The 25,053-nt window shown below is 29.9% G+C and carries 24 protein-coding genes; 10 read left to right on the top strand and 14 right to left on the bottom strand.

Annotation, left to right across the window (positions count from 1 at the left end; genetic code table 11):
- Window position 1 precedes the first annotated feature (1 nt).
- The 5 genes from IEW75_RS13275 to IEW75_RS13255 all read right to left on the bottom strand — a co-directional run bounded on the left by IEW75_RS13275 (window position 2) and on the right by IEW75_RS13255 (window position 5,040).
- Window positions 2–1,078 (bottom strand): mannose-1-phosphate guanylyltransferase, encoded by a 1,077-nt coding sequence (locus IEW75_RS13275; RefSeq protein WP_134249195.1) that lies wholly within the window; start codon window positions 1,076–1,078, stop codon window positions 2–4.
- Window positions 1,079–1,082: 4 nt separating this feature from the next.
- Window positions 1,083–1,670: a SprT-like domain-containing protein gene (locus tag IEW75_RS13270; protein ID WP_134249194.1), complete on the bottom strand. Its 588-nt coding sequence runs from the start codon at window positions 1,668–1,670 to the stop codon at window positions 1,083–1,085.
- 3 nt (window positions 1,671–1,673) lie between these two features.
- A complete protein-coding gene (locus tag IEW75_RS13265) occupies window positions 1,674–2,354 on the bottom strand; it encodes an SDR family NAD(P)-dependent oxidoreductase (protein WP_134249193.1) in 681 nt (226 codons plus the stop codon).
- A gap of 120 nt (window positions 2,355–2,474) precedes the next feature.
- A complete protein-coding gene (locus IEW75_RS13260; RefSeq protein ID WP_134249192.1) occupies window positions 2,475–3,992 on the bottom strand; it encodes a beta-helix domain-containing protein in 1,518 nt (505 codons plus the stop codon).
- A gap of 40 nt (window positions 3,993–4,032) precedes the next feature.
- The gene (locus IEW75_RS13255; RefSeq protein WP_229714462.1) at window positions 4,033–5,040 is read right to left on the bottom strand and encodes a glutaminyl-peptide cyclotransferase; all 1,008 of its coding nucleotides are present in this window, start codon (window positions 5,038–5,040) and stop codon (window positions 4,033–4,035) included.
- Window positions 5,041–5,186: 146 nt separating this feature from the next.
- Between IEW75_RS13255 and IEW75_RS13250 the strand changes: the two genes are divergently transcribed.
- The 4 genes from IEW75_RS13250 (at window position 5,187) to IEW75_RS13235 (ending at window position 8,905) form a co-directional block, all read left to right on the top strand.
- A complete protein-coding gene (locus IEW75_RS13250; RefSeq protein ID WP_134249190.1) occupies window positions 5,187–5,438 on the top strand; it encodes a type B 50S ribosomal protein L31 in 252 nt (83 codons plus the stop codon).
- 127 nt (window positions 5,439–5,565) lie between these two features.
- Entirely contained in the window at window positions 5,566–6,672 is a 1,107-nt protein-coding gene (locus IEW75_RS13245) for a nickel-binding protein (protein ID WP_134249189.1), read from the top strand.
- Window positions 6,673–6,996: 324 nt separating this feature from the next.
- Window positions 6,997–8,388 carry an FAD-binding oxidoreductase gene (locus IEW75_RS13240; protein WP_134249188.1) on the top strand — a complete coding sequence of 464 codons (1,392 nt, stop codon included), beginning with the start codon at window positions 6,997–6,999 and terminating at the stop codon, window positions 8,386–8,388.
- 16 nt (window positions 8,389–8,404) lie between these two features.
- The gene (locus IEW75_RS13235; protein WP_134249187.1) at window positions 8,405–8,905 is read left to right on the top strand and encodes a globin family protein; all 501 of its coding nucleotides are present in this window, start codon (window positions 8,405–8,407) and stop codon (window positions 8,903–8,905) included.
- 83 nt (window positions 8,906–8,988) lie between these two features.
- Here IEW75_RS13235 and IEW75_RS13230 read toward each other — a convergent pair whose 3' ends face one another.
- From IEW75_RS13230 to gcvP, 3 genes are all read right to left on the bottom strand, one after another.
- Window positions 8,989–10,263, bottom strand: a complete 1,275-nt coding sequence (locus tag IEW75_RS13230) for a pyruvate dehydrogenase complex dihydrolipoamide acetyltransferase (protein ID WP_134249186.1) — start codon at window positions 10,261–10,263, stop codon at window positions 8,989–8,991.
- On the bottom strand, window positions 10,264–11,256 hold the full coding sequence (gene pdhA / locus IEW75_RS13225; RefSeq protein WP_134249185.1) for a pyruvate dehydrogenase (acetyl-transferring) E1 component subunit alpha: 993 nt from the start codon (window positions 11,254–11,256) through the stop codon (window positions 10,264–10,266). It lies immediately after the preceding gene.
- Between the two features lie 265 nt (window positions 11,257–11,521).
- Window positions 11,522–14,368 (bottom strand): aminomethyl-transferring glycine dehydrogenase, encoded by a 2,847-nt coding sequence (gene gcvP, locus IEW75_RS13220; RefSeq protein WP_134249184.1) that lies wholly within the window; start codon window positions 14,366–14,368, stop codon window positions 11,522–11,524.
- Window positions 14,369–14,507: 139 nt separating this feature from the next.
- On the opposite strand from gcvP, the gene IEW75_RS13215 reads away from it, so the two are divergent.
- Together IEW75_RS13215 and IEW75_RS13210 are read left to right on the top strand one after the other, a co-directional pair.
- Window positions 14,508–15,344: a UbiA prenyltransferase family protein gene (locus IEW75_RS13215; protein WP_134249183.1), complete on the top strand. Its 837-nt coding sequence runs from the start codon at window positions 14,508–14,510 to the stop codon at window positions 15,342–15,344.
- Between the two features lie 28 nt (window positions 15,345–15,372).
- The gene (locus IEW75_RS13210) at window positions 15,373–16,182 is read left to right on the top strand and encodes a class I SAM-dependent methyltransferase (protein ID WP_134249182.1); all 810 of its coding nucleotides are present in this window, start codon (window positions 15,373–15,375) and stop codon (window positions 16,180–16,182) included.
- 58 nt (window positions 16,183–16,240) lie between these two features.
- On the opposite strand, the gene IEW75_RS13205 is transcribed toward IEW75_RS13210, so the two are convergent.
- Window positions 16,241–17,014: a zinc ribbon domain-containing protein gene (locus IEW75_RS13205; RefSeq protein WP_134249181.1), complete on the bottom strand. Its 774-nt coding sequence runs from the start codon at window positions 17,012–17,014 to the stop codon at window positions 16,241–16,243.
- A 1-nt stretch (window position 17,015) separates the two neighbouring features.
- The gene (locus IEW75_RS13200; RefSeq protein ID WP_134249180.1) at window positions 17,016–18,110 is read right to left on the bottom strand and encodes a Nif3-like dinuclear metal center hexameric protein; all 1,095 of its coding nucleotides are present in this window, start codon (window positions 18,108–18,110) and stop codon (window positions 17,016–17,018) included.
- A 62-nt stretch (window positions 18,111–18,172) separates the two neighbouring features.
- Here IEW75_RS13200 and lpxK point away from each other — a divergent pair, with 62 nt between their 5' ends.
- Genes lpxK through IEW75_RS13185 form a run of 3 tightly spaced genes read left to right on the top strand, consistent with a single transcriptional unit; the run spans window position 18,173 to window position 20,504 of the window.
- On the top strand, window positions 18,173–19,210 hold the full coding sequence (lpxK, locus tag IEW75_RS13195) for a tetraacyldisaccharide 4'-kinase (RefSeq protein ID WP_134249179.1): 1,038 nt from the start codon (window positions 18,173–18,175) through the stop codon (window positions 19,208–19,210).
- Window positions 19,182–19,991, top strand: coding sequence for a purine-nucleoside phosphorylase (locus IEW75_RS13190; RefSeq protein ID WP_134249178.1), 810 nt, complete (start codon window positions 19,182–19,184; stop codon window positions 19,989–19,991). The genes lpxK and IEW75_RS13190 overlap by 29 nt, the downstream gene beginning before the upstream one ends.
- A 33-nt stretch (window positions 19,992–20,024) precedes the next feature.
- On the top strand, window positions 20,025–20,504 hold the full coding sequence (locus tag IEW75_RS13185; RefSeq protein WP_134249177.1) for a thioredoxin family protein: 480 nt from the start codon (window positions 20,025–20,027) through the stop codon (window positions 20,502–20,504).
- Between the two features lie 182 nt (window positions 20,505–20,686).
- On the opposite strand, the gene IEW75_RS13180 is transcribed toward IEW75_RS13185, so the two are convergent.
- The 4 genes from IEW75_RS13180 to IEW75_RS13165 form a co-directional block, all read right to left on the bottom strand.
- Window positions 20,687–21,583, bottom strand: coding sequence for a Ppx/GppA phosphatase family protein (locus tag IEW75_RS13180; protein WP_134249176.1), 897 nt, complete (start codon window positions 21,581–21,583; stop codon window positions 20,687–20,689).
- A 4-nt stretch (window positions 21,584–21,587) separates the two neighbouring features.
- The gene (locus IEW75_RS13175) at window positions 21,588–22,076 is read right to left on the bottom strand and encodes a SixA phosphatase family protein (RefSeq protein WP_134249175.1); all 489 of its coding nucleotides are present in this window, start codon (window positions 22,074–22,076) and stop codon (window positions 21,588–21,590) included.
- A gap of 116 nt (window positions 22,077–22,192) precedes the next feature.
- Window positions 22,193–22,840: a pyridoxamine 5'-phosphate oxidase gene (gene pdxH, locus IEW75_RS13170; protein ID WP_134249174.1), complete on the bottom strand. Its 648-nt coding sequence runs from the start codon at window positions 22,838–22,840 to the stop codon at window positions 22,193–22,195.
- A 50-nt stretch (window positions 22,841–22,890) separates the two neighbouring features.
- On the bottom strand, window positions 22,891–24,357 hold the full coding sequence (locus IEW75_RS13165; RefSeq protein WP_134249173.1) for a sodium:solute symporter: 1,467 nt from the start codon (window positions 24,355–24,357) through the stop codon (window positions 22,891–22,893).
- Between the two features lie 78 nt (window positions 24,358–24,435).
- Between IEW75_RS13165 and recR the strand changes: the two genes are divergently transcribed.
- Window positions 24,436–25,047 carry a recombination mediator RecR gene (gene recR / locus IEW75_RS13160; protein ID WP_134249172.1) on the top strand — a complete coding sequence of 204 codons (612 nt, stop codon included), beginning with the start codon at window positions 24,436–24,438 and terminating at the stop codon, window positions 25,045–25,047.
- Window positions 25,048–25,053 lie beyond the last annotated feature (6 nt).

The following is a 25,053-nucleotide window of genomic DNA, read 5'->3' as shown; positions in this document are numbered from 1 at the left end:
TTTAAACAAATTTATCTCCAAATGTTGATTTAACTTCAGCAGTTATTTCTTTTATTTCTTGTTCTTTAGCTTTCGGACAAATTAATAATACATCTTTTTTCTCAACGACAATAAAGTCGTTTAAGCCTTGAATAACAACTTTTTTACCCGATTGTGTTTTTACCATATTTCCTTTAGCATCTCTAAAAATTACTGCACCTCCAATGGTGGTGTTTTGGTGTTCGTCTGCATCTAATTTATCTTGAAGAGATACCCAGGAGCCTAAATCATTCCACCCAAAATTTGTAGGTAATACACAAACATTTGTTGCTTTTTCCATAATTCCGAAATCTATAGATATATTTTCAGACTTTACGTAATTTTCTTTAATAAAATTATTTTCTGAGGTTGTATTATAATCATCGTAACCATTAGAAAATAATTGAAACATTTCTGGTAAATAAGTTTCAAAAGCTTTTAAGATGCTTTTAACACTCCAAATAAAAATACCAGCATTCCAAAGATAATCACCACTTTTTATAAACTGTTCAGCAGTTTTAAGGTTTGGTTTTTCAGTGAAATTAAGGACTTTTTTTATAGGATTGTTAGATTTATCAAATTTAATATATCCATAACCAGTATTTGGGTTGGTTGGTTGAATTCCGAGGGTTAATAGAAAATCGTTCTGTGAACAAAAATCAAATGAGGTTTCAACATTTGAAATAAACTCTTGCTCGTTTTCAATATAATGGTCAGACGGAGCAACTATCATAATTCCATCTGGATTTTTGCAATAAATTTTAAAGGCACTATATAAAATACAAGGAGCCGTATTTAACATTGCAGGCTCTAAAAGAATTTGATTAGAAGCAATATTGGATAAGTGTTTTTTTACTAATTTTTTATATTTTTTATTGGTTGCAATTAAAATATTTTCACTAGGAATTAAATTTTCAAACCTATTATAAGTTTGTTGAATTAAAGAATTACCTGTGCCTAAAATATCGTGAAACTGTTTGGGAAGTTTGTTGGTGCTTATTGGCCAAAATCGAGATCCAATTCCTCCGGCCATAATAACTGCGTAATAATTTTTGTTCATAGTGTTATAATGTTTCTACTTCTGCATTTTGATTGAATAAATAGGTTCTTTTACTCTTCATTTCAACACATTCAAACCTGGTTCTTCTAATGTTACCTTTTTTGTAGGTTTTGTTTTTAAATAAAAAAATACTGCCATGTTGTAATTCAAATATAAAACTCTTTCCCGAATTATCATCATATCGCTTTAAAGCATATGTTAAATTTACATCAGAACCAGTACTTGCTTTTGGATTTATGAGATAGTTAGCCATTAATGGTAACAAATCTTCTGGGAAAATTGTAGGATTTAAAAAAGGCAGCATTAAGTGCTGAAAGTTTCTTTTCCACTCAATTCCGTGTGGTTTTACACGTTTATTTTTTTCAAAAGTTACAAAATGTGCTAATTCGTGCACTAATGTCAATAAAAATTGATATTGATTCAAGTTGTTATTTATAGTTATTTGAACCTTATTATGAACGCTTCTTTTGAAATCGCCATGTTTTGTTGCTCTTTCTCTAACAATTTTAATATCTAAAGGATGTTCTACAAGAATTTCTTCAACTAAAGTTACGGAATTTTCAGGAATGTATTTTGAAAGCTCTTCAATCATAAATTAGGGTGTTGTAGAAGAAACTTGTAAAATTTTACCGTTATAATATTTGTTTCCAGTAAGCGAAAAATTATAAATATAATCTGCCATTTCTTTAGCAGTAACGGGAGCTTTATAACCAGGGAAAGCTTCTTCTAGCATTTCTGTTTGCACAGCACCTAAAGCTATTGCATTAAAAGAAATTTGCTGTTCTTTATATTCTTCGGCTAACACTTCGGTTAAGGTTAATAAAGCTCCTTTTGAAGAACTATATGCTGCTAAACCAGGAAATTTCATACTTCCTAAAACACCTCCAATACTACTAATATTTACAACGTGACTGCCTTTAGATAAAAAAGGAATTAATTGTTTTGTTAATTCAGCGACGGCAAAAACGTTAACTTTATATACTTCTAAAAAATCGGTGGTTGTTATTTTTTCAAAAGGCTTGTTTACTAATTTTCCCGCATTATTTATTAAAATATCAACATTTTCCCAGTTGCTCGTTACGAAGTTCGTTACTTTTTGTAAATCATTATCATTAGACAAATCAACTGAAAGCGTTGTAATATTTTTTAGATTCAGTTTGTTTAAAGGTTCAGAGTTTCTAGATAAAGCCAATACATTATAATTGTTTTTAGCAAATAGTTGAGCTAATTCAAATCCAATTCCACGACTTGTTCCAGTAATTATTATGTTTTTCATATTTAATTCGGTAAATAACTAAGTTATAAATATTAAGATTTTTTTGTAAAAATACAGTTTTTAAAATAGCAATTTAAAAAATTGATAAGTTTATAAAACACATTAAAAGTGATAGTATTTTTAATCAAGAATAATATGCTGGTAGGCACCAATATCTGCTGGAGATGTTCTAAGTATTCCCAAAATATCATATGGCGCCATATTAGTTCCTTGCAAAGATGCTTTTTGAATTGCATCGGAATTTTCACCAATAATTAATTCATTATTTATAGCAGATTTAAAATCAGGATTGCCATTAAAAATATTGTTTTGATAATGATTTGTATCTTCAAAATTAAATTCAACTATACCCTTATAACTTTGATTATAATCGTTAAATTTTATTAAATTATTCTGAAACGAATAGTTAAATACACTTCCATCAACTTTGTCTAAAACTAATTCAATATTAGAATTACCATCTATTATGCAATTTGTAAAGTTTGCAGCTTGTAAATCTCGTGTTTCTATAATTTGTTCTCCGTTGTTATTATAAGTAAAATAATTATTTATTAAAACACTTGGATATTGGCGCAAACTACCATTCCAAAAATTAGTAAAACTACCATGTGTAAAATTATAAGTTCCACCAATAATACAAGCTAAAGAAGCTTGTCCACTATTGTTTATCACTAAATTTTCTCCTTTAATATTAGTTTCCCTTCCTAAAATGCCAAAATTGGTACTGTTGTAAATTTGTGTATTTTTTATGGTTAAAGTAGGTGAGTTGCTGCTGATAGAATCTGAAATAATTCCGGCAGTAGCATTTTTAATTATTGCATTATTTATGGAACTATTTTTACTACCAGCGCGCAGCCAAATTGTTCCCCATTGACCTGGAATATCACTAAATTGAGGTTCTAATCTGTCGCCTTCAAAAATTACTGGATTATTTATATCGCCTTCAACTATTAAAGTCGCATTTCTATCTATAATAATTCCAGAATTTGAATGAAAATGAATGTTTGTACCAGCTTCTATAGTTAGTGTTTTATTTTCTGGAACAGCGCAATAACCATAAATAACGTATGGTTTTTCATTTGTAAAGGTAGTATTGTTATTTAAATAGAAACCATTTATTTTAAGAGCTTTACCGCTTGCATCTATACCAGTTGTAATAGTTTCAATTAAACCTTCAGCGTTTTTTGATGGAAATAAAAAATGTGCATCTTTTACCAATGTAATTATGGAAACTTCTTGTAAATTTTCTCCAGTATCAAAAACAATTTTATTTTGATAAATTGGATTTGTAACTTCATTATAATTTATGGTAGTTTCAATAAAAATATAGATACTGTCCTTGGCTAATATTTTTACATCTTCAAATGTTTTACCCGGAATTCCATCAATATTTAATCTGTAATTAGAATTTTCTCCATCTTCTAACTTTATAGAGGGTATTGCTATAGTTTGGTTATGTTTATTGTAAACTTTTAGATTATAGGTGCTGGAGCCAATATTGGAAAAAACGGTATCTAAAAACACGGTATCTTTTGAAAACGATAAATTTCCAGAACTTAAAACTGCGCTAAAATCTTTTCTACAAGAAGCTGTAATTATTAAAATAACCACAATTAAAAAAGTAAAATTATAGCGCATAAATGTTGTTTTGGTAAATGTAAAAATAATTTAAAGAAAATTATTTTTTAATCAACTCTATTTCGTACAATTTTGCCCAATGTTTTCCGGTAACGAAAAGGCGATTATTTTCTTTATCGTATGCAATTCCATTTAAAACCTCATCGCTATCAGTTAGGTTTTGTTCTTTTAGAATTTCTTTTTTTAAACCATCTAAATCTGCAACACCTTCAACTTTTCCGTTTTTTGGGTTGATGATTAAAATAGAATTTTGTTGCCAAATATTAGCATAAACTAAGCCATTTATATATTCTAACTCGTTAAGATTTTCAACCTTTCTTTTATTGGTATAAGCTTCAATGTAACTTTCTTCTATAAACGTTTTTGGGTTTAAAAACCAAATGCGTTCCGTACCATCTGTTTTTAGTAATTGTTCGCCATTATTTGCAAATCCCCAACCTTGAAGACTTTTAGTATATTTAAATTCCTTTTCCTTCTCAAAGGTTTCTAAATTGTACACAATTCCAATACCACTTTGCCAAGTTAACTGGTGAATTTTATTGTTAAAAATGGTAATTCCTTCTCCAAAATACGAAGCATCTAAATCTTTCTGTTGTAGTACTTTCCCAGTTTCTAAATCAACCTTTCTAATATACGATTGACCTTTGCGTCCAGTTCCTTCATATAAATAACCGTTGTAGTACTCTAAGCCTTGAGTAAACGCATTTTTATCGTGCGGATAGGTGTTAATAATTTTATAAGTAAAAATTTCTGGAGCAGTGTCAGCCATGAAATAAACGGTTTTTGAAACTTTTTCCGATTTATTCTGATAAAAAACAATTGCTGTAACAGTATGTTTCCCTAATTTAAAATCATTTATTTTTAAAGTTGAAGTTGTGCCATTACTCTCAATTTTTTTAGAACCAATAGAAAATTGAACAGAATCTATCGGTTTGTCGTTTTTTTCTGAAATTGAAATAGTTAACTCCTGATTGTTTTGAATTTTTTGAGGAGTATTTAAAATAAATTTGTATTCGCTTTTACAAGAAACTAATAAAATGAACGACAAAAAACCTATTATTGACCGATATATCATAACTTTGTTTAAATATTTGAGATTTTTATGTAAATAAAATAAATTATTTGTTTGAATTTTCAAAAATATAGTTAAATTTGCAGTCTTAAAAATAAAAACAGCATTAAAACGAGTTTACGATGAGAAAAGGTATACACCCAGAAAATTATAGAATGGTAGCATTTAAAGATATGTCAAATGATGATGTATTTTTAACTCGTTCAACAGTAAATACTAAAGAAACTTTAGATGTAGATGGTGTTGAATATCCTTTAGTAAAATTAGAGATCTCAAGGAGTTCACATCCTTTTTACACTGGTAAAACTAAGTTAATTGATACTGCAGGACGTATTGACAAGTTTAAAACTAAATATGCTAAATTTAAAAAGTAGTCATTTAGTTAAATAATATTTAAAAGCCTCAACGAAAGTTGAGGCTTTTTTTGTTTATATGTAGTTCGTTTTTAGTAGATTAAAATAATTTCATAAAAAATGTTTATCTTGTAGAGAAAAACTAACTATGCCAATATATATGGATCGTCACGATATCCCAAAAGAGATTAAAGCAGAGCATGTAGCTCAAATGCATCAAGAAGATTTAAAAGTTGAGCATCTATATGGATGTAAAGGAATGACTTATTGGTGTGATGAAAATAGAAATACTGCATTTTGTTTAATTGAGGCTCCAAATAAAAAGGCAATACAAGATATGCATGACCATGTTCATGGAGAATATCCACATGATATTATTGAAGTAGATAAAAATATAGTTGAATCTTTTTTAGGAAGAATCGAAGACCCTGAAAAAGCAAAAGATACTAAGCTTAATATTATTAATGATCCTGCTTTTAGGGTAATAATGGTAATAGAAACCAGTAATTATTTAAATAGATTAGAAGGAAATCAGTTTAGTGTATTTTATCAAAAATTTCATAATAGTGTTTTAAAAACATTGAAGAAATTTAATGGAAGAATTGTGAAAAATAATAATAATAGTTATTTAGTTTCCTTTAAATCTGTAACGGATGCGGTATTAAGTGCATTAAAAATTCAATACAAATTTAAATATGTTACCCCAAAATTTGATACAGAAAGTCGTAAGTTAAAAATAGCTTTAGGTTCTGGAATTCCCGTTACTAATAAGAATAATTTATTTGAAGAAGCAATCACAATTACTACACGAATGTGTGAAGTTACTAAAGAACAATTAATTATTTCGTCTGAAGTAAGAGCGTTGTATGAAAGTGAAAATAGAAATATAACTATAGATAAAAAATTAATAAGAACATTGAAACCTTCAGAAGAAAAATTTCTTAATCACTTAATGGATTATATTGAAGAGATTTGGCATAAGCCAAGTTTTAATGTTACTAATTTTAGTAAAGATTTAGGCTATAGTAAATCGCAACTATATCGGAAATTAATAAATCTAACAGGTAAATCACCAAATAGTTTTATTAAAGAGTTTAGGTTGCACAGAGCATTAGATTTACTTCATAAACAAAAAGGAAATATATCCGAAATAGCTTATGAATCCGGTTTTAATAGCCCTGCTTACTTTTCTAAATGTTTTTTCGAAAAATACGGAGTACTTCCTTCACGATATATTCAGCAACATATAATCTAATTTCCGTTAAAACGACTTAATGGTTTAAAATTATTGTTTTTTGAACGAATTGTTCAATTAATTATCATGCTATCTTTCTAAATTGTGACTGATTAAAAAGAAGTGCAATCTATATTTTTTTGAAGATTGTAAAAACCGTTTAATTGTGGAACTCCCCAAAAAAACAACTAAATAGGTTGCGATATAATAAGTTAAATTTTTTAAACCCATAATTTATATAAATAGCTAAATTAACAATTGAAAATATAAATAGGCGCCTAAAATTAGAATTTAAGTCTGAAAACCCTTTAAAATAAATAATTATTAACTAAAAAAATAAAGAGTATGTCAAATTTAATGAACAACCTAAGTACTTCTATTATGGAAGAATTTAATTCTAAATTAAGAGGAAGAATAGTTAAGCCTACAGATGCTGACTATAATGAAACGCGTAAAGTTTATAATGGAATGATAGATAAACATCCTGGTATGTTTGCAATGTGTGTTGATGTTGCGGATGTAATTGCTTCAGTAAACTTTGGAAGAGAAAATAAATTATTAATAGCAGTTAGAGGTGGAGGGCATAATGGAGGTGGATTAGGATTGTGTGATGAAGGTTTAGTTATTGATTTATCTGGAATAAAAAATGTTCGTGTAGATACTTCTAATAATACAGTTAGAGTAGGAGGAGGTAATATATGGGGTGAGGTTGACCATGCAACGCATCCATTTGGATTAGCTGTACCAGCGGGCATTATTTCTACAACAGGTGTAGGAGGTTTAACTCTTGGAGGTGGAGTTGGTCATCTATCTAGAAAATATGGTTTGACTATTGATAATTTGTTAGAAGCTGATATGGTTCTAGCAGATGGCTCTTTTGTTACAGTTAATAAAAATCAAAATTCTGATTTGTTTTGGGCAATTAGAGGAGGCGGTGGGAATTTTGGGATTGTGACATCGTTTAAATTTCAAGCACACCCCGTTAAAACTGTAATCGGAGGACCAACTTTATGGCCTATTGAAAGAACTGAAGAAATTATGGAGTGGTATCATGAGTTTATTCAAAATGCTCCTGATGAATTAAATGGATTTATTGCAACTATGATTATTCCTGGCGCACCTTTTCCAGAGCATTTACATAATAAACAGTTTTGTGGAATTGTTTGGTGTTATGTTGGGGATCCAGATAAATTTAATGAATTATTTAAACAAGTTAAAGAATTAAATCCACTTTTTGAACATGTGGGAGAACTGCCTTACCCTTCAATTCAAACTTTGTTTGATGGATTAATGCCCCCGGGTTTACAATGGTATTGGAGAGCAGATTTTTTTAATGAATTGGGACCAGAAGTTAGAGCAGAACATTTAAAATTCGGTTCAAATATTCCAACACCACTTTCACAAATGCACTTGTATCCAATTACTGGTGCAGCAAATAGAGTTGGTGCTGAAGATACTCCTTGGGCATATCGAAATGCAAAGTATGCAGGAGTAATTGTAGGAGTAGATCCACATCCTAAAAATGCAGATAAAATAACTAAATGGTGCAAAGAGTATTGGGAAGCCCTACACCCGTATTCATCAGGAGGGGCTTATTCAAATTTTATGATGGATGAAGGTCAGGAGCGAGTAAAGGCTAGTTATAAACATAATTACAAACGTTTAACCCAAATTAAAAAGAAGTATGATCCAACTAATTTATTTAGTGTAAATCAGAATATTAAACCAAGTAACTAATTAAATCAAGAGAAATATGAAAACTATTAAATTAATTGTCATTTTATTAGTGGCAGTATTTGTTTCTAATTGTTCAAATAAGAAGCCAAATACTCAAGAATCATCAAATGAAGCTTCGACTGTTGTTGTTAATGAAAATCCTGTTGAAGCTAGTTTATTTGATCGCTTAGGAGGAACAGATGGAGTTTCATCTATAGTTAATGGTATTGTTCAAGCTCATTTAGAGAATCCCGTTATTAATCATGTATTTTTACCATTAAAAGAAGATCCAGAACATTTTGAAAGTTTCAAAACTCATGTAAAAGAATTTTTGTCTGCTGGTACAGGTGGAGGTGCAACTTATACTGGAAAGGATTTACCTTCAGCTCATAAAGGATTGAATACAACTGAAGAAGAGTTTTTGAGTGCTGTGGATGATATTTTAATGGTTTTAAGCAAGCATAATATTGATGAAGAAACCAAAAAAGATATGCTATATATTTTGTACTCTATGAAAGGAGCCGTTATTGGACAGTAATTGAAAGAAATAATATTTAAAAATAAAAAACCCAATACAATAGAAATTGTATTGGGTTTTTAAAATTTTAAAACCATCTTAAACTATGCTAACATAGTAACAGGGTTTTCAATATATTGTTTTAATGTTTGTAAAAATGCAGCACCAGTAGCACCGTCAACAGTTCTATGGTCGCATGCTAAAGTTACTTTCATAGTATTTCCAACTACAATTTCACCATTCTTTACTACTGGTTTTTCAATAATTGCACCAACAGATAAAATAGCTGAATTCGGCTGATTTATAATTGAAGTGAATTCAGAAATACCAAACATACCAAGATTAGAAACTGTGAAAGTACTTCCTTCCATTTCTGCAGGAGTTAACTTTTTAGTTTTCGCCTTAATAGCTTTGTCTTTTACTTCAGCACCAATTTGTGTTAAACTTTTTTGATCTGTAAAAGGAATTACAGGAACTAATAAGCCATCTTCAACAGCAACAGCAACACCAACATTTACGTGGTGATTAACACGTGTTCTGTCATCAAACCATTGAGAATTAACTTGTGGATGTTTTTTAAGAGCCATCGCACTTGCTTTTACAACCATATCGTTAAATGAAACTTTAATATCAGGAATTTCATTAATTACTTTACGAGATGCAATAGCATTATCCATGTTAATTTCTAACATTAAATAATAATGTGGAGCCGTAAATTTAGATTCTCCTAATCTACGTGCAATAGTCTTGCGCATTTGAGAGTTCGTAGTCTCTTCAAAACTTTCTTCACTTAAGGCCATTGCTGAAACGGGAGCAGGAGCGTTAGAAACAGGAACATAATTCTCAATATCACGTTTTATAACGCGACCATTTTCACCTGTTCCAGCAACGTGTGATAAGTTTATTCCTTTTTCTGAAGCAATCTTTCTTGCAAGGGGAGAAGCAACAACTTTACCTGTGTTTACAACTGGTTGTTGCACTGCCGCACTTTGTGTTGCAGGCGCTACAAGTTCGGCAGCAACTTCTGTTGTCTTAGTTTCAGGAGTAGAAGGCTTTGTAGTTTCTTCTTTTTTTTCAGGAGCACTGTCTTGTTTTGGAGCATTAGCCTTAAATTCTTTAACAATAGCATCAACGTCTTCGCCTTCTTCTCCAATAATAGCCAACAACGAATCAACAGGTGCAGTTTCGCCATTTTGCAAACCAATATATAAAAGCGTTCCTTCATTAAAAGATTCAAACTCCATGGTTGCTTTATCAGTTTCAATTTCAGCTAATATGTCGCCTTCTGAAACACTATCTCCAACTTTCTTTAACCACTGTGCTACAACTCCTTCAGTCATTGTATCACTTAAACGTGGCATTGTAATTATTTCTGCCATTTATCTATGTTTTAAAAAAGGGTAATCTTCTTGTTCGTATACCATGTCATATAATTGTTGAGCTTCTGGATATGAAGATTCTTCAGCAAATTTTTGACATTCTTCAACTTTGTCTTTTACTTCTTTATCCCAAGCTTTAATTTGAGCATCCGTTGCATACTTTTTAGTTTTAATAACTTCTAAAACCTGTGTAATAGGATCAATTTTACGGTACTCGTTTACTTCTTCTTTTGTTCTATAATGTTGAGCATCACTCATTGAATGCCCTCTATATCTATAGGTTTTGATATCTAAAAGTGTTGGTCCGTCACCTCTTCTTGCACGTTCAATAGCTTCTTCCATAGCTTCAGCAACTTTAACAGGATTCATTCCATCAACAGGTCCACATGGCATTTCGTATCCTAAACCTAATTTCCAAATATCTTCGTGGTTTGCAGTTCTTTCTACTGAAGTTCCCATAGCATAACCGTTGTTTTCACATATAAAAACTACCGGTAATTTCCAGTTGATTGCCATATTAAAAGTTTCATGTAAAGAACCTTGACGTGCAGCGCCATCTCCAAAATAAGTTAATGTAACACCATCTCTTTCGAAGTATTTATCTGCAAAAGCTAATCCAGCACCTAAAGGAATTTGACCTCCAACAATTCCGTGACCACCATAAAAATTATGCTCAGGAGAAAAAATATGCATAGAACCTCCCATACCTTTCGAAGTTCCGGTTACTTTTCCTAACAATTCTGCCATAATTCTTTTAGGATCTACTCCTAAACCAATTGGTTGCACATGGTTACGGTAAGCTGTTATCATTTTATCGTTTTCCTTCATTACATGCAAAGCACCAGCTAAAACTGCTTCTTGACCATTGTATAAATGTAGAAAACCTCTCACTTTTTGTTGAATATATAAAGCGGCTAATTTATCTTCAAATTTTCTCCAAAATAGCATATCCTTATACCAATTGATATAAGTTTCTTTCGTTATTTTTTTCATTTCTGATTGAGATATTAAATTTATATCGAAATGCAAAAGTACTATTTTGCTGATTAGTATAAAAATATGTTCAACTATTTTTTACTATAATGTTTTCGAAATAACAATTATTAAATTAATACGAATTTTGTTAGGATTTTGTAGTTAAAATTATAGCTTTTTTTTGAAAACCATAATTTTAATCAAGTTTTTTCTATAAAATAAAAGCCTCTAGATTTTCTGAGGCCTTTATTTTTATTCACAAAATGTAATAATTAAAGTATAATTAATCCATATAATCTTCAATAGGATTGCATGAACAAATTAAGTTTCTGTCTCCATAAGCATCATCCACGCGTCTTACTGAAGGCCAAAATTTATTTTCTTTAACATAAGGCAAAGGAAATGCAGCTTGTTGGCGTGTGTAAGGATAGTTCCATTCATCTGCCGTTAACATTTCTTGCGTATGTGGAGAATTTTTAAGTGCTGAATTTGTGTCCCCACTTTCCATCGCATCAATTTCACTTTTTATACTTATTAACGCATCGCAAAAACGATCTAACTCTGCTTTATTTTCACTTTCGGTTGGTTCTATCATTAAAGTTCCAGCAACTGGGAATGATACTGTTGGAGCATGGTAACCGTAATCCATTAATCTTTTTGCTACATCTGTAACTTCAATACCTTTTTCTTTAAATTTTCTAAAATCGACAATCATTTCATGTGCTGCAAAGCCATTTTCACCAGTATAAAGGATATCATATTGTTTTTCTAAACGTGCCTTAATATAATTTGCATTTAAGATAGCTTTTATTGTTGCCTCTTTTAAACCACCAGTTCCCAACATTTTTATATAACTGTAAGAAATAAGTAATACTAATGCCGATCCCCAAGGAGCTGAAGAAATTGCCGTAATAGGTGTTTTTCCACCTGTTGGAATTATTGGGTTTGAAGGTAAAAAAGGAGCTAAATGTTTAACTACACAAATAGGTCCAACTCCTGGTCCACCACCTCCATGTGGAATGGCAAAAGTTTTGTGTAAATTTAAGTGACAAACATCGGCACCAATAGTTGCAGGGTTTGTTAATCCAACTTGTGCATTCATATTTGCACCATCCATATAAACTTGTCCACCACGTTCGTGAATAATGTCTGTAATTTCTTTAATAGTACTTTCAAAAACTCCGTGCGTTGAGGGGTAAGTAACCATTAAGGCAGCTAAATTATTTTTATGAAGATTTGCTTTTTCTCTTAAATCATCTAAATCAATATTTCCTTTTTCAGTTGATTTTGTAACTACTACTTTCATCCCGGCCATTACTGCAGACGCAGGATTTGTTCCATGTGCAGAAGCAGGAATAATACAAATATTTCTATGATTTTCTCCTCTGGATTCGTGATAGGCTTTAATAACTAACAAACCAGCATATTCACCTGAGGCGCCAGAATTTGGCTGCAAAGAAGTAGCATAAAAACCAGTGATTTCATTTAAAGCAATTTCCAATCCTTTTATAACTTCTTGGTAACCCTGCGCTTGTTCTATTGGAACAAAAGGATGCATAACACCCCAATTTGGCCAACTTAAAGGCAGCATTTCAGTTGCAGCATTTAATTTCATGGTACAAGAACCTAAAGAAATCATAGAGTGATTTAAGGATAAATCTTTACGCTCTAATTTCTTAATATATCTCATTAACTCGGTTTCTGAATGGTAGTCTTCAAAAACTTCATTTATCATAAATTTAGAAGTTCGTTCTAAGTTTCTTGGTAATGAATTTTCTTCAATTGTATTTATTGAAATTGATTGTTTTCCTTCAGCTTCAGCTAGAATTTCTAAAATTTGATTTATATCTTCAATAGAACTTGTTTCGTTTATTGAAATGCTAATAGTTTTACTTGATGGATAATAGAAATTAACACAGTTTTTTTCTGCGACTTCTTTCACTTTTGAAGCACTTGAAACTTCAACTAATAGTGTATCAAAAAATACAGAATTTTGTTGTTTGATATTTAATGTTGCTAGACCTTTATTTAGAGTAGCAGTTAAATTTTGAATTTTATTTGCGATATATGTCAACCCTTTTGGTCCATGAAATACTCCATACATACCCGCCATAACAGCTAAAAGTACTTGCGCAGTACATATATTTGAAGTTGCTTTTTCACGTTTAATATGTTGCTCACGTGTCTGCAATGCCATACGTAAAGCTCTGTTGCCATCTTTATCTTGTGTAACTCCAATAATTCTACCAGGTATATTTCTTTTGTAGGTTTCTTTTGTGGCAAAATAACCAGCATGCGGACCTCCATAGCCCATTGGGATTCCAAAACGTTGTGTAGTCCCTATAACTACATCTGCTCCCCATTCTCCTGGAGGTGTTAATAATGATAAGCTTAATAAGTCAGCTGCGACAACAATTTTAGCATCTACGTTTGTTGCTTTTTTTACAAATGAAGTATAATTATAAATTTGTCCATTTTTTGCAGGGTATTGTATAATTCCTCCGTAAAATTCCTCAGTAAATTCAAAAGTTGTATGATCACCAAAAACCAATTCAATTTCTAAAGGATTAGCTCTTGTTTTAAGAACATCAATTGTTTGAGGTAATACTTCATCAGAAACAAAAAACTTTAAAGCATTTGCCTTTTTTTTGTCTCTCGATCTGGTATTTAATAACATTAACATTGCTTCACCAGCTGCAGTTCCTTCATCTAATAGAGATGCATTTGCCAATTCCATACCTGTTAATTCACTTACCATAGTTTGGTAGTTTAATAGAGCTTCTAAACGGCCTTGAGCTATTTCTGCCTGATAAGGAGTATAAGCAGTATACCAACCTGGGTTTTCTAAGACATTACGTTGAATTACGCCTGGCAAGATTGTAGGGTGGTACCCTAAACCAATGTAATTTTTAAACATTTTATTTTTAGTTGCAAGTTCTTGAATATGAAACATATATTCATATTCGCTCATTGCTTTTGGTAAATTAAGGTTGTTGGCCAATCTAATATCGGCAGGAATGGTTTTATCTATTAACTCATCTACAGAAGTTACTCCAATAGTTTTTACCATATCATCTATCTCGTTTTCACGAGGGCCTACGTGTCTTAAAACAAAAGAATCAGTTCTCATTTATGTAATTTATTATATAAAAATTAGTGCTTTCAAAAATACTGAAAATTACCACATTAAAAGGCTATAAATTTTACTTAATTATAATATTTTGTTAACCAAAAATCTTAGGATATTAACAAATACTTACTTTTGTTTCATGAATTATCTAAAAAGAATTTTCGAATTTTATATTTTTAGTAATATGCACGTTGCATTGGCAGGGTTTTGTATTACTAAAATTACTTTATTAAAATTTGGGTATTCAGAGAATTTGACTCCATTATTTGTAGCATTTTCAGTAATTGTTTCATATAATTTTATTCGATTGTATGAAATTAAATATGATCGTCTAAATTGGTTGAAAAAATGGTTTTTTAAACATAAGTTGCAGTTGTTGGTTTTAGCTGTTCTTGCAAGTTTAGGGTTAGTTTTTAATGTGTTTTTTACAAATTTTAATAAACAATCTATCTACATACTGTTTCCGTTTGTTTTTATGACATTTTTTTATGTGATTCCGTTATTTAAAATTGGAAAAATTGAAGTTTCGTTTCGTAATTTTCCTGCTATAAAAATTTTAAGTATTGCTATTTCTTGGGCAGGAATATCAGTTTTGTTTCCTTTATTTGAAGTTGGTTATAGTTTTACCAATGCTGTATATTTAGAATTTTTTCAGCGAATATTATTTGTTATAGCAATTACAATTCCTTTTGATATTCGAGATGTAAGAACTGATTCGAAAGCACTAAAAACACTTCCTCAGTTAATTGGTGTAAAAAGATCTAAATACCTTGGCATAGGTTTGTTGAGTATATTTATTACGATTGATTTTTTTAAGTTAGCCACTTCTAAATTAGAACTTATTGTAACAATTTGTGTTGCAATTATTTCGACATTATTTTTAATGTTCTCTTCCGAACATAATTCTAGATATTATTCTAGTTTTTGGGTAGAATCGATTCCAATAATTTGGTTTGTTTTAATTTATTTATTTTAGACAGTAATTAGTACTGAAACAAATTAAAATGAAAAATAAGAATAATAAGTATTTTGAAGTAAATAAAGAAACCTGGAATAAAAAAGTTAGTATTCATTCTAAATCTGAATTTTATGATATTGAAGGTTTTAAAAAAGGAAAAACTTCATTAAACACCTATGAACTTGACGAAGTAGGCGATGTACAAGGGAAAACGTTATTGCATTTGCAGTGTCACTTTGGGCAAGACACATTAAGTTGGAGTAGGTTAGGAGCAAAATGCACAGGTATAGATTTATCTGATGAAGGAATTGAACTTGCCAAAAAATTAAATTTAGAAATGGGCTTAGATGCTACTTTTATTGAAAGTAATTTATATGATGTTCCTAAAAATGTTTCGGGTGAATTTGATATTGTTTTTACTTCTTATGGTGTAATTGGTTGGTTACCCGACCTAAAATCTTGGGGAGAGATAATTGCAAGTAAATTAAAAAAAGGCGGTATATTTTATTTGGTAGAATTTCATCCGGTGGTTTGGATGTTGGATTTTTTAGAAACACCACCAAAACTAGCTTATCCTTATTTAAATATAGATGTAATTTATGAAGAATACAAAGGAACATATACAAATAATGATGCCGATATTATAAGTAAAGAGTATGGTTGGAATCACGGTTTGGGCGAAGTTGTAACGGCTTTAACAATGGCAGGTTTGGAAATAGAATTTTTGCACGAATTTGATCAATCCCCATATAATGTCTTTCCAGAAATGGAAGCTACAGATAACGGAATGTTTCTTCTAAAAAAAGAACAACGTTTGTTTCCTTTGGTGTATTCTATACGAGCTGTTAAAAAATAAAAAAACTGTTTGGAATATTACTCCAAACAGCTTTTTTTATTAAATTAAATGCTATTAACTAGCTTAATAATTTTTCAATTTTTTCTTTTTCTTCTTCAGCTAAAGCGCCATCAACCAAAATTCTTCCACTATGCTCATCTGTAATAATTTTTTTACGACTTGCAATTTCAACTTGTCTTTGAGGCGGAATCGTAAAGAAAGATCCTCCAGAAGCTCCTCTTTCAATTGAAACAACTGCTAATCCATTTTTAACAGAAGAACGAATTCTTTTGTAAGCTTTTAGTAAGTGATCGTCAATTAATTCAGAGTATTCCTCAGATTTTTTAAGTAATAATTCTTCTTCTTTAACGGTATCACCCATAATATCACTTAATTCAGCAGATTTATGTTTTAATAAGTCTTCCTGTTTCGCAATATTTTCTTTCGTTGAAGCAATTACTTCATTTTTTTGTTCAATTAGAACTTTAAATTCTTTTATTCTTTTTTCAGCCAATTCAATTTCAAGTTCTTGGTATTCAGTCTCTTTACTTAAAGAATTGAATTCTCTATTGTTACGGACTTTTTTTTGTTGTTCAGCGTATTTTTTTACAAGCGTTTTTGCTTCTTCAATTATATTTTTTTTGGCAGAAATGTCATTCTTTAAATTTGTAACATCAGCATCTAAATTAGAGAGTCTTTTATTTAAACCAACAATTTCATCTTCTAAATCTTCTATTTCTAAAGGTAATTCTCCTCGAACATTTTTAATTTCATCAACTCTTGAATCTATTAATTGTAGGTCGTACAGTGCTCTTAATTTTTCTTCAACAGTAACTTCTTTCTTTTTAGCCATATTATAAGTAATAAATTGGATTTGTGTTTTTTTTCGATAAAATGATTGCAAAATTAGGAAATTTTTTTGTAAGTATCTCTACTAAAAGATTTTTTGTGAACTGTTCACTTTCATAATGTCCAATATCTGCAATAATAAGTTTGTTTTCTGCTTTGTAAAATTCGTGGTATTTTATATCTGCGGTTATATAAATATCTGCTTTAGTGTTAATTGCATTTTCTATAGCAAAACTTCCAGAACCTCCTAAAACTGCAACTTTTTTAATAGATTTATTTAATAAAACTGAATGTCTAATACCTTTTGCATTCATAGTTTCTTTTAAGAAATTTAAAAATTCAGTTTCAGATTTTTCTTCTTCCAATTCTCCAACCATTCCCATTCCAATTTCTTGATTTATATTGTCTAAAGAAACAATATCGTAAGCAACTTCTTCGTAAGGGTGCGAATTAAATAGTGCTGTTAAAATATTCTTTTCAAGATGTTTTTCAAAAATAACACTAATAAAGGTTTCCTTTTCAGCATGAAATTTACCTTTTTCACCAATTACAGGATTTGAATTTTCATTACCTCTATAAGTTCCAAAACCTTCAGTATTATAGCTACAATAATCGTAATTGCCAATATTTCCAGCTCCAGCCTTAAAGAGTGCAGTTCTCACTTTATCTGCACTTTCCTGTGGTGCATATGTAGTTAATTTTTTTATAGTATTTTTTTGAGGAATTAAAATTCTTTGATTTTTTAAACCTAAAGCATCACAAATTTTTGCATTTACGCCTTTAATTGAATTGTCTAAAGCAGTATGCATTGCGTAAATGGCAATGTCATTTTTAATAGCTTTTAAAACAACACGTTCCACATAATTTTTACCGTTTATTTTTTTCAATCCTGAAAATATTATTGGATGAAAACTTACAATAAGATTACAATTTTTCTCAATGGCTTCATCAACCACATTTTCTAAGGTGTCTAATGTTACTACAACTCCAGAAACTTTTGTAGCATAGTTCCCAATTAACAAGCCAACATTGTCAAATCCTTCGGCATAATTTAAGGGTGCAAATTTTTCAATGCAATTTGTTATATCTTTAATAGTCATAAATCAATTAATATAGTTTAAACAAAGATAAATATTATAATTTGTTTTGTATTTTCGCCTTTATGAAATTTTTACGAAAAATAGTGTACCCTTTTGCTATCTTGTATGGAGTTATTATAAGTATTCGTAATTTTTTGTATGATAAAAATTTTCTTAAATCTACAAAATTTAAAACTCCTACACTAGTTGTTGGTAATTTAAGTGTTGGAGGTACTGGGAAAACACCTCAAATTGAATATTTAATTAGATTGTTACAAAACGATTATAAGATTGCAGTTTTAAGTAGGGGTTATAAAAGGAAAAGTACAGGATTTATTATAGCCGATAAAAATGCATCTGTAGCATTAATTGGAGACGAACCTTTTCAATACTATAAAAAGTTTAAAAATATACTAGTTTGTGTGGATGCTGATAGAACCAATGCAATTCAACAATTAGAAAAATTAAAGAATCCGCCAGATATAATTTTATTAGATGATGCTTTTCAACATAGAAGAGTTTTAGGTGGATTCAATATTTTGTTAACTGATTTTAATAATTTATATGTAAATGATACTATGTTACCAACTGGTAACTTAAGAGAGCATAAATCTGGAGCAAAAAGAGCACATGTAATAATTGTAACAAAATGCCCAAAAGCACTTACTGAAACTGAGCAGTTTGCAATAACTGAAAAATTAAAACCAATTAAAAATCAAACCGTTTTTTTTACTGCAATTGATTACAATACAACTTTAAAAGGGGCATCTTCAATTTGTTTAGATGAAATGCGAGATTTTGAAGTTTTGTTAGTTACTGGAATTGCAAATCCAGCTCCATTAACAACATTTTTAGAGGAAAAAAATATTAATTTTGAACATTTGAAATATCCTGATCATTATAGTTTTAAGAGTAAAGATATTCAACAAATAAACGAAAAGTTAGGTAGTTTTAGATCAAAAAATAAATTAGTTTTAACTACAGAGAAAGATTATGTCCGTATCTTTGATAAGGTTAAAAAATTACATTATATAAGTATAAAATCAACAGTCATAAATCATAAAAATGATTTTGATGAAAAAATAAAAAATTATGTGGAACAAAGTTCAGGAAACAGTTAAATTTTTAAAAAACAAAGGAATAACAACACCAGATTATGGGATTATTTTAGGAACAGGATTGGGTAATTTAGTAGAGAAAATAGCAATTGAAATTACAATTCCGTATGCTGAAATTCCAAATTTTCCTGTTTCAACTGTTGAAGGTCATTCAGGAGAATTGATTTTTGGTGTTTTGGGAGGTAAAAAAGTATTGGCTATGCGAGGTCGTTTTCATTATTATGAAGGCTGGACAATGGAGCAAACTATTTTTCCAGTTCGAGTAATGAAATTTTTAGGAGTTGAAAAATTAATTGTTTCAAATGCATCTGGAGGGGTTAATCCAGCTTTTAAAGTTGGTGATATTATGTTAATTACAGACCATATTAATTTTATGCCAGAACATCCACTTCACGGTAAAAATGATACGCGTTTTGGCCCTAGATTTGTTGATATGCATGAAGCATATAGTAAAAAGATGATTGCAAAAATGGAACAAGTTGCTGAGAAAATGGATGTTAAAGTTCATAAAGGAATATATTTAGCATTGCAAGGACCTACTTTTGAAACTCCAGCAGAATATAAAATGGTGAAAATTTTAGGAGCAGATGCTGTTGGAATGTCAACAGTACCAGAAGTTATTGTTGCTAAACATATGGGAATGGAATGTTTTGGAGTTTCTGTAATTACAGACTTAGGTGTTGAGGGTATTGTAGAGGCAGTTTCTCACGAAGAAGTGCAAGAAGTAGCTAAAATATCAGAAAAAGTAGTAGGCAAATTGGTAGAAGAATTTGTAAAATTATAATCTGACAATACTTTAGTGTTTAAACCTCAATTTATGAAGATCTTAATTTTTAGTTTTCTAATTGTTATAACTTTTACGTCAAGTGGTTATGCCCAAGATAGTTTTGCAATAAACCATGATTCAAATGGTATTTGGCAGCAAGATTTTTCAAAAACAGCAAAGCTTACAGAATTTACTGATAAACCAATGTTAATTTTTTTCACTGGTTCAGATTGGTGTGGGCCTTGCAAAATGTTAATTTCAGATGTTTTTAAGTCTGAAAAGTTTAATAATGAAGTTAAAAATAATTTTGTTTTATATGAAGCAGACTTCCCTAGAAATAAGAATTTGGTTACCGCTTCCCAAAGAAGTGATAATTATAAATTAAAGAGTAAGTATAGCGTTAGTTCTTACCCAACAATTGTTATTGTTAATGAAAAAGGAGAAGTGTTAGGTAAAATGAAAGGATATAACTCCATTCGAAATACAAGTTATTATTATACCTTTTTTGATGATATTCTTAAAGATAATTAATTAAAGAAACCCGCAGTAAAGCAGATTTTTTTAATATTAAATAAAAGTATTATTGATTTTACTCTTAATGAAGTTCTTCTATTTGCTCTGCACTCTCTTTAGTACAAGAAGCATTATCAGCTCAGCTGAAGGTTAATTTTATTAGCAGCAGTTAATTGACAAGCATTAATGATTTTAAAATATTAAATGTTTTTGAAATAGAGGCTTTTAACAATACCATCAGCAAGTCCAATTTTTGGAACATAGATTTTTTTTGCTTTACTCCATTTCATTGCAGAAAGGTAAATTTTAGTTGCAGGAATTATAACATCTGCTCTATCAGGATTAAGATCTAATTCGGAAATACGCTCTTCAAAAGACATTTTTTTAAGAAAATGATATTGAGCTTTCATATAAATTAACGAAAGAGGTTTGCCAATTGGTTTTCCAGAAAGTTTAAATAGTTTATTAATATTTCCTCCCGAACCAATTAAAATAGGTTTATGCAGTTTTTGAGTGTTGGCTTTTATCCAAACTTCCATTTGCTCCCATACTTCTTTAAAGGATTTTTGTTTGTTAAGCAAACGAACTGTGCCTATCTTAAAAGATTTTGAATTGATGATTTTTCCATTTGAAAAAATAGTAATTTCTGTACTTCCACCACCAACATCAACATAAACATAAGATTTGTCGTTTTCTATAATATTGGTTAAATCTGTTGAAAAAATAATTGCAGCTTCTTTTTTACCATCTATTAAATTAATTTTTACTGCAGTTTTTTCGAAAATTTCCTGAACAACTTCTTTTCCGTTTTTTGCTTCGCGCATTGCTGAGGTTGCACAAGCATAATAATTTTGTACACCATGAACTTCCATAAGTAGCTTAAAAGCTTCTAAAGCTTTAACCAGTCTGTTTTTATTTTCTTCAGAAATACTTCCTTTTAAAAAAGTATCTGCTCCTAAACGAATAGGTACGCGCACTAATGCTGATTTTTTAAAACTAGGATGTTCATTATTTTTGTAAGTAATTACGTTTGCAACCAATAGTCTAATTGCATTGGAACCAATATCTATTCCGGCAAGTTTTTCTATTTTCAAAATAATACTATTTATAATCCTTAGGAAATTCAGTTAAAAAAGTCTTTCCGTTTTTTATGTCTTTCCAATGGTTTGTGTCAAATTTAATTCCTATAACTCCACAAGTTGACACATGGTCCACTTGAATGCTACCAAATTTATTTACAAAATCGCTAATACCGTGGTCGTGGCTAAATATTATTGCAGAATCAAAACCATCATCCAACGCTTTTACGGTTTTAATTAGGTAACCATCGCTAAAATTGTAAAGTGATTTGCTAATTTTTATATTGGCTAAAGGGTAGTTAAACGTATAACTAAAAATAATTCCTGTATGCAATGCTCTGTTTGCACAACTTGAAATAAAAACATCTGGAGTCGCAATTTTTTTATGCAACACATTTGAAATTAGGTAGGCATCATTTATACCTCTTTTTTTTAAAGGCCGATCAATATCTTTAATGCCTTCATATTCCCAAGAAGATTTTGCGTGTCTAACTATATAAAGTGTTTTCATGTGTCTTTTTTATTTTTTTAAATTGTCACATGCTATTCGCTATTTGTGATTTGGTAATGAGGTAAACCTTTTATTTGCTAGTTTCATGTATTACTTGAATTTCAAATATAAAAAAATTATGGAGCTAATCGTTCAATTTTCCAGTCATAATTTTCTTGTAATGTATATCTAATTCTATCGTGCATTCTATTTGGTCTGCCTTGCCAAAATTCTATGCTTATTGGCTTTACAATAAAACCACCCCAATTTTTTGGTCTTGTAATTTCTTTATTTTCAAATAGTTTTTCAAAAGAGGCTAATCTGTCGTCTAAATATTTACGAGATGGTACAGGTTCGCTTTGGTCTGAGGCCCAAGCGCCAAGCTTGCTTCCATCTGGTCTGGATTCAAAATAACCATCAGATAAGTTTTCTGAAATTTTTTCAGCAACACCTTTTATAATAACTTGTCGTTCAATATCATGCCATAAAAAAGATAAACAAACATTCGGATTGTTTTCTATTGCTCTTCCTTTTTCGCTATTGTAATTTGTATAAAAAATAAAACCTTCCCAAGTATATTTTTTTAGCAATACTGCTCTGCTTTTAGGAAAACCATCTGCTCCAATAGTTGCAATTGTCATTGCATTTGTTTCTGAATTTCCACCAAACTCTTCAACTTCATAAAACCATTTTTGAAATAGTTCCATTGGGTTTTCAGAAATATCTTTCATTGATAGTTCAATTTTTTGATAATTTCTTCGATAATTACTTAAATCGCTTTCCATTGTGTAAAATTAAAAAATCTTTTATAGTTTTAAATTCTTTTTACCAGTATTTACGAATTCGTTTTTTTAAATAATAGTAAGCCTAAAAATGTAATAATTCCGTTAACTATTAATAATTCATAACCAAAAACATAGCCATTATTTAATAGGGTTTCGGAATAGGCGTTTATAAAATAAGTAGCAATTACAGATACAGCAGCCACAACCCACACATAGTTGTCTTTAATGTTTATTTTAGTAAAAATTCCAAAGGCAAATAATCCTAAAATCGGACCATAGGTGTAAGAAGCAACTTGCAGTAAACTACTTATTATATTTTCTTCTAAAACATATTTAAAAATTACAATTACAATTACCAATAATATTGAAATTGCAATATGTGTTTTTTTACGAATTGCTTTTTGTTTAGATTGTTCTTTATTTTCAATATCTAAAAAATCGATACAAAATGATGTTGTTAAAGAAGTAAGCGCACTATCCGCACTTGAATATGCTGCAGCAATTAAACCCAAAACAAATACAACTCCAATAGTAATTCCCAAATCGCCATTTAAAGCAATTTTAGGATATAGTAAATCGGTTTTTATTGTACCATCAACGGTTGGTACTGCAATACCAAATTTTTCAGCATAAATAAATAATAATGCACCTAAAGTTAAAAATACAAAATTGATAAGAATTAATACAAAACCTAAAGAAATAACATTCCATTGAGACTCTTTTATGTTTTTGCAAGTTAAGTTTTTTTGCATCATATCTTGATCTAAACCTGTCATTGCAATGGCGATAAACATACCTCCAAAAAACGATTTTAATAAATGTTTTTTATCATTAAAATTGTCTGTAAAAATAATTTTACTGTACTTTTCAAACTCAGCGGAGGCAAAAACATCTGCAACAGACCAATTTAATTTATTAATAATTATAAAAATTGTTGTAAAAACTGCAATTAGCATAAATAATGTTTGAAGTGTATCGGTCCAAACAATAGTTTTAATGCCACCTTTGGAGGTATAAATCCAAATTAATAGGATTGAAAAAATTACAGTAACTTCAAAGGGAATATTCCAAGCATCAAAAATAAAATATTGCAATACAGATGCAACTAAAAATAATCGAAATGATGCACCTAAAATTCTTGAAATAAAAAAGAAAAATGCTCCAGTTTTATGTGTTACTGTTCCAAATCTAAGTTTTAAAAATTCGTAAATAGAAGTTACTTTTAAATTATAATAAATAGGAATAAGTATATAAGCAATTACAAAATAGCCAAACAAATACCCAATCACAATTTGTATGTAACTAAATTGCGAACTCTGTACCCAACCGGGAACAGAAATAAATGTAACGCCAGAAAGTGAAGCGCCTATCATACCAAAAGCAACAACATACCAAGGCGATTTTTTATTGGCTCTAAAAAAGATCTCGTTAGAGTCGTTTTTTCCAGTAAAATATGCGATTGCTAATAGTACACAAAAATAGCCTGCAATTAATAAAAGAATGTAAATGGGTTGCATTTATTATTTTTAATTGTTTTGATGTGACAAAGAAACTAAAATTATTGAGAATATCGTTTGAAATTGTACATTTGCGAAATGAATTTTTCGTCTAAACTTTTAGAAAATGCAGTAAATGAGGTTTCTCAGTTACCAGGAATTGGTAAACGAACTGCATTGCGTTTGGTATTACATTTATTAAAGCAACCAACATTACAAACGCATCAATTAGCAACCGCTTTAACAAATCTAGTTGATGATATTAAGTTATGTAAAAAATGTCATAATATTTCTGATGTAGAAATTTGTGAAATTTGTGCCAATCCAAGAAGAAACGATGAAATTATTTGTATTGTTGAAGATGTACGAGATGTTATGGCGATTGAAAACACTTCGCAATTTAAAGGACTTTACCATGTTTTAGGCGGAAAAATATCACCAATTGAAGGTATTGGTCCACAAAATTTAACAATAGATAGTTTAATAGACAAAGTTAGAAAAGGAGATGTAAAAGAAGTGATTTTTGCTTTAAGCTCTACTATAGAAGGCGATACCACAAATTTTTATATTTTTAAACAATTGGAAAAATATACCATTAAAACATCAACAATTGCTCGTGGAATTGCTGTTGGAGACGAATTGGAATATGCCGATGAAATTACCTTAGGAAGAAGTATTGTAAACAGAATTCCATTTGAAAACTCACTATAAATTTTT

This window comes from Lutibacter litoralis (assembly GCF_014646675.1).
GTDB classification, from domain to species: domain Bacteria; phylum Bacteroidota; class Bacteroidia; order Flavobacteriales; family Flavobacteriaceae; genus Lutibacter; species Lutibacter litoralis.
Note: the sequence above shows the minus strand (reverse complement) of the source record. Positions and strands in the feature narration are given on the sequence as shown.